Source organism: Pedobacter sp. 01N416 (assembly GCF_056399685.1).
Genome location: NZ_JBFTRT010000435.1, coordinates 1 through 5,473 on the forward strand (window position 1 = coordinate 1; position 5,473 = coordinate 5,473).

Sequence of the window (5,473 nt, forward strand, 5' to 3'; positions counted from 1 at the left end):
ACCGGAACAGGCTCAAAAAAGATCCCGATTATTCAAGGTTTGAGTTTTAGCGGTTCATATAATTTCCTGGCTCCTTCTTATAAATTATCAACCATTGGTTTTAGTGGGCGGTCGCAGTTTACCGATAAATTGGGGATAAATTATAATGGAACGTTAGATCCATATGCTTTAAAAGACACAACGGTTAACGGTCAAATCACTAAAATAAGAGAGGATCGTTTATTTTTCCAAAAGAACAAATTCCTGCCACGTTTAACTAACTTTGGCTTCTCATTCGATTATAGTTTAAATCCAGAGGCATTAAAACGCAAAAATGAGGCTAATGATAAATTAGGCGAAGCAGCCAATAAAAAAGGATTAACCGATATACAGTCAGAACAATTAGCGGCTATAAGTCGTGATCCAAATGCTTTCGTTGATTTTAACATTCCCTGGAATTTCTCTTTCTCTTACAGTTTTCAATATTCGAATGACGGGAACAACAATACAATTTCGAATACACTAAACTTTAATGGCGATGTTAACTTAACACCAAAGTGGAAAGTTACTTTTAACTCRGGTTACGATTTTAAGAACAATGGCTTAACCCCAATGAATTTAGCTATTTACCGCGATTTACATTGTTGGGATATGAGTGTAAACTGGGTTCCATACGGTGCTTACAAAAGTTATTCTCTTACCATAAAAGTTAAGGCATCAATACTACAGGATTTGAAATTGAGCAAAAGACAAGGTTTTTACAGCACATACCGATAAATTATGCTAGCCGAAATTATTACCATTGGTGATGAGATTCTCATTGGCCAAATCGTTGATACCAATTCTGCCTGGATGGCTAAACAGTTAAATTTAATTGGCGTTTCCGTTAAGCAGATTACTTCAGTTTCTGATGATGAGCAACATATTATTGAAGCCCTTGATCTTGCCGAAAAGCGTGCAGATATTGTTTTAATTACTGGTGGACTAGGCCCGACCAAAGATGATATTACCAAGAAAACCTTGGCAAAGTATTTCAATATGGGCTTTCGCAATGATCCCGGAGCATTGGAAATGGTTCGTCAGATTTTCGAAAAATACAAACGCCCTTTATTAGATATCAATATTCAGCAAGCTGATGTTCCTGATGGTTGTGAGGTTATTGTAAACAAAAATGGTACTGCGCCTTGCATGTGGTTTGAACAAAATGACACCATTTTTGTATCGATGCCAGGTGTGCCTTACGAAATGATGTACCTGATGGATGACGAAATTCTGCCCAGAATTACGAGCAGATTTAAGCTGCCGTTTATTGTACATAAAACTATTCTTACGGCAAATATAGGCGAATCATTTCTGGCCAAAGAGGTCGAGGAAATTGAAGATAGCTTGCCAGCACACATCAAATTGGCTTATCTGCCAAAATTAGGACAAGTACGTTTGCGCTTATCGGCCAAAGGCGATAACGAAACAGCGTTACAAAAAGAGGTTGAGCTTTACGCCAAACAGATCATTTCAAAAGTAAATAAGTTTGTAGTAACAGATGAAGATATTCCCTTGGAAAAAGCGATCCTGAATCTTATGAAAAGCAAGGGTTTAACTTTATCTACAGCAGAAAGCTGTACTGGTGGATACATAGCGCACCTGATTACGCAGCACCCAGGTTCTTCTTCGGTTTATTGGGGCGGGGCGGTAGCCTATGCATACGAGCTTAAAGAATCTATTCTTGGTGTAAAAGAAAGTACTTTAAATACCTTTGGCGCCGTGAGCGAACAAACCGTTGCAGAAATGGCCGAAGGTGCAATTAAACATTTCAAAACAGATTACGCTATTGCGGTTAGTGGCATTGCCGGTCCAGATGGTGGAACTGAAGACAAACCAGTTGGCACGGTATGGATCGCAATTTCTTCAAAACACAAAACTGTAGCTAAGTTGTTTAATTTCAGTAACAAACGTATTCAAAACATCGAACGTTCTGCAGCATCGGCACTTGCCATGTTATTAAATCTCCTTAAAGAAACAGTTTAGAAAGAATAAAAACTGTATTTTTGTAGCATTACCAATATAAAATACTGTAATTTAATATGGCTCAATACGAACTATTGTTACCAAAAATGGGTGAAAGTGTTGCGGAAGCAACGGTGATTAAATGGGTAAAACAACCAGGTGATTCTATTGATTTAGATGATACCATTCTGGAAATCGCTACTGATAAGGTAGACTCTGAAGTTCCTTCTCCGGTTGCCGGTAAATTGGTAAAACAGTTATTTGCTGCAGATGAAGTTGCCCAGGTGGGCGATGTAATTGCCATTATTGAAACTGAAGGTGGAGAAACCGCTACTACAGAAGCTCCGGTTATAGAAAAGCCAATAGCTGAAGAAAAAATTGAAACTATTCCTGGAATTGCACAACTGCCATCAGAAAACACTACTGTAGCAACTGATTTTAGCTCGTCTGACCGCTTTTATTCTCCTCTGGTTAAAAGTATTGCTGCACAAGAAAATATTTCGTTAGCCGAGCTTGATGCGATTAAAGGTTCTGGTGCTGATGGACGGTTAAATAAAGATGATCTATTAGATTATATCGCCAATAAAAATGGTGCAGCGCCAATCTTAACTAAAACAGTTAGTATAACAGCGCCTATTCCGCCAACAAACCAAACGGCTGAAAATAAAACAAGTTCGGCCCCAATTGTAAATAAAACATCAACAACCAGTGTTAGTGGTGGCGACGAAATTATAGAAATGGATAGAATGCGTAAACTGATTGCCGATCATATGGTAATGAGTAAAACAACTTCACCGCACGTAACTTCGTTTGTTGAAGCTGATGTAACCAATATGGTTTTATGGCGTAATAAAGTAAAAAATAGCTTCGAGAAGCGTGAAAATGAAAAAATAACCTTTACACCAATATTTGTAGAGGCCGTTGCCAAAGCGATAAAAGATTTTCCGATGATCAATGTTTCGGTTAACGGCACGCAAATTATCAAAAAACGCGATATCAATATTGGTATGGCTGCCGCTTTACCAAGTGGTAACCTAATCGTTCCTGTAATTAGAAATGCCGATCAATTAAATTTAGTTGGCTTAACAAAAGCAGTTAATGATTTGGCTGCAAGAGCAAGAAACTCTAAATTAAAGCCTGATGAAACACAAGGCGGAACCTTTACATTAACCAATGTAGGTAGTTTCGGCAATGTAATGGGTACACCAATTATTAACCAGCCTCAGGTAGCTATTTTAGCTGTTGGCGCCATTAAAAAGAAACCAGCTGTTTTAGAAACTGAACATGGCGATGTGATTGCAATTAGACATATGATGTTCTTATCTTTATCATACGACCACAGGGTTGTAGACGGTTCTTTAGGGGGAATGTTTGTGCGTAGAGTAGCAGATTATTTAGAAGGCTGGGACCTGAACAGAGAAATTTAGTCAGTTTACAATTAACTTTTTCAGTTGATGTAATGTCAACAATTAAACAATTTACCAGTTTAACAATCAATAATGTTAGCTTCAAATTTAAAATCGATAGTTTCGGATAATGTACTGCATGCCAAATGGTTAAATACGTTATCTTATATGGAAAATGCAGGTGCAAAGAAGATTTCAGCTTCAGAGCATAAAGAAAATGTAAACCTGATTATTCTTAAACACGCTGCAGAAGAGCATCGTCATGCTTATTATTTAAAAAAGCAGATTTCGAAGATTGACGAAGCACTTTGTAAAACTTACTCCAATGCCGAGTTGTTATCTCCAAACCATACAAAATACTATTTGCATGCTTTAGATATTGCGGTTTGTCGTTATTTAAAAGCTGTATTCAGCCTTTCCGGTTACGATTTAAAATTCGCTGCCTATTTATTTGTTACCTATGCAATTGAAGTGCGTGCCGATGAATTGTATCCAATTTATCAAACGGTTTTAGATGAAGCAAAAAGCAAGGTAAATGTTAAATCGATTATATTAGAAGAAGAGGGCCACTTAGAAGAAATGATGAATCAACTGGTTAGTTTTTCCGATGATTGGGAAAATCATGCAGCTGAGGTAATCAAAATCGAAAAAGCTTTATTTGAAAGTTGGGTTGCTGCCTTAGCTGCAGAACTGCCGATAAGTGCTTAATTGAATAATTAATCAATCAAATTCGTCATCTCGACTGAAGCATAGCGGAGCGGAGAGATCTATTATAGATTTAGCTTCGCTGAGCACTTCGTGGTTCTCAACTATGTTGCACTTCGTTTGAAATGACGATTTTTCGTTAAAAACCAATCCAGTTTATCTTTGTTTCTAAATAAACACAAATATCATGGCTAAGTTTTCAGATTTAATTAACGGTGATAAACCTGTTCTTGTTGATTTTTTTGCCGAGTGGTGCGGTCCTTGTAAAATGATGAAGCCAATTTTAGAGCAGTTAAAATCTCAGGTTGGCGATGCTGTTTCTATCATTAAAGTAGATATCGATAAAAATCAACCAGCTGGTACTTCTTTTAATTAATTCTTCTTCCATACCATTTGGAGCATCATGAATAAAGCAAAATGGCCCCAGGCAAAAACTAGGTTCATGTATTTCGATATTCATTGCAGCATAATTGGCGTCCGAAAGCCTATCATGGTTCCCCTTTACCAATAGAAAATTAAGCTCCTGGTATTGTTTTCTCCATGTAGAAAATTCATCAATATCGGTATTTAAACCATGGTGGAACATATCTCCATTAATTAGCAATGTTTTAGGATTGTATTGTTTAATCAACAAACTTAAGCGTTGAAGATCTGTTTGGGCAATGGTAGAAGGTACTTGCAAACCGGCTTGACGGAAGTGAGCAGATTTACCCAAATGCAGATCGCTTATGGCTAAAAGCTGATGTTTAGGTAAAAACAAAGCCCTTTCTTTATCTAAAATCAATTCTTCACCCTGGCTTGTAATGTTCATTTATTTCGCTTTATCGTCATCCTGAGCCTGTCGAAGGATCTTTTAAATTCCGACAGATCCCAGAAGATGCATTTATTTAATTTTCTCTGATTCCGCTTTCATCCGTATAATCCGTTGCTCCAATTCTTCTGAGCTCATATTTTCACGCAGACTATCTACCTTGATCGGGAAGGACAGCGGTGTAAAACTTTTAGGATTGGTGATTACAATTGCTCCATGCTGAATTCGATCCAACGCTGCCGCCAATCTTGGCTCTTCCAGTTGTTGGTAAAAAACTTCATCGTATGCCTGTCGCAAAAGTAAATTATGTTTGTCATAATCGCTAAAAACATTAAAAAATAAACCAGCAGATGACTGGAGGTGCTTATTGGCTACATATTTACCAGGGTATCCCTGAAAAACGAGTCCGGAAATGCAGGCAATATCCCTAAATTTCCGTCTTGCCATTTCAGTTGAATTGATACTCAACGTAATATCTTCGGTCAAATTTACAGGCGAAAAAACCTCGTAGGCAATCGATTCGTCCATGGGAATTTCTGTTTCACTCAAAAGTTCAAAACCATAATCG

Annotated in this window: 6 protein-coding genes and 1 pseudogene; 5 read left to right on the plus strand and 2 right to left on the minus strand. The window is 37.5% G+C overall.

Translation table 11 applies throughout. The features are described from left to right. The 5 genes from AC1DND_RS20740 to AC1DND_RS20760 all read left to right on the plus strand — a co-directional run. On the plus strand, nucleotides 1-756 hold a 756-nt coding region (locus tag AC1DND_RS20740; protein ID WP_477584536.1), incomplete at its 5' end, for a putative LPS assembly protein LptD. 3 nt (nucleotides 757-759) lie between these two features. Further along, complete coding sequence (locus tag AC1DND_RS20745) at nucleotides 760-2,004, plus strand: competence/damage-inducible protein A (protein ID WP_477584537.1); 1,245 nt, start codon at nucleotides 760-762, stop codon at nucleotides 2,002-2,004. Nucleotides 2,005-2,060: 56 nt separating this feature from the next. Continuing rightward, the gene (locus tag AC1DND_RS20750; RefSeq protein ID WP_477584538.1) at nucleotides 2,061-3,410 is read left to right on the plus strand and encodes a dihydrolipoamide acetyltransferase family protein; all 1,350 of its coding nucleotides are present in this window, start codon (nucleotides 2,061-2,063) and stop codon (nucleotides 3,408-3,410) included. A 72-nt stretch (nucleotides 3,411-3,482) separates the two neighbouring features. Further along, nucleotides 3,483-4,097, plus strand: coding sequence for a hypothetical protein (locus AC1DND_RS20755; protein WP_477584539.1), 615 nt, complete (start codon nucleotides 3,483-3,485; stop codon nucleotides 4,095-4,097). Nucleotides 4,098-4,281: 184 nt separating this feature from the next. Beyond that, nucleotides 4,282-4,470, plus strand: coding sequence for a thioredoxin family protein (locus tag AC1DND_RS20760; protein ID WP_477584540.1), 189 nt, complete (start codon nucleotides 4,282-4,284; stop codon nucleotides 4,468-4,470). Here AC1DND_RS20760 and AC1DND_RS20765 read toward each other — a convergent pair. Then, entirely contained in the window at nucleotides 4,387-4,905 is a 519-nt protein-coding gene (locus AC1DND_RS20765) for a metallophosphoesterase (protein WP_477584541.1), read from the minus strand. The two genes, AC1DND_RS20760 and AC1DND_RS20765, sit on opposite strands and share 84 nt — an antisense overlap. A gap of 72 nt (nucleotides 4,906-4,977) precedes the next feature. After that, nucleotides 4,978-5,473: pseudogene (locus AC1DND_RS20770) on the minus strand (DNA ligase-associated DEXH box helicase); the annotation flags it as partial.